Source organism: Streptomyces sp. NRRL S-1022, from assembly GCF_000720135.1.
Lineage (GTDB): Bacteria > Actinomycetota > Actinomycetes > Streptomycetales > Streptomycetaceae > Streptomyces.
This window is the reverse complement of record NZ_JOIU01000210.1, coordinates 1-241: the sequence shown is the minus strand read 5'-3', so window position 1 is coordinate 241 and position 241 is coordinate 1. Positions and strand designations below refer to the sequence as shown.

Annotated in this window: 1 protein-coding gene; it reads left to right on the top strand. The window is 68.5% G+C overall.

The genetic code is table 11. The features are described 5' to 3' along the window. Positions 1-241: acyltransferase domain-containing protein (locus tag IG05_RS0141615; protein WP_158839177.1), on the top strand; the 241-nt coding region annotated here is incomplete at both ends.

The window sequence follows — 241 nt, the reverse complement described above, 5'->3', positions numbered from 1 at the left end:
GGAGGGGGTGTTGGGGGAGACGTTGTTCACGCAGGGCGGGGTGTTCGCGCTGGAGGTGGCGTTGTTCCGGTTGGTGGAGTGGTTGGGGGTGCGGCCGGACTTCGTGGTGGGGCATTCGGTGGGTGAGGTGGCGGCGGCTCACGTGTCTGGTGTTTTGGGGTTGGAGGATGCGTGTGTGCTGGTGGGGGCGCGGGGCCGGTTGATGCAGGGGTTGGCCGGTGGTGGGGCGATGGTGTCGGTG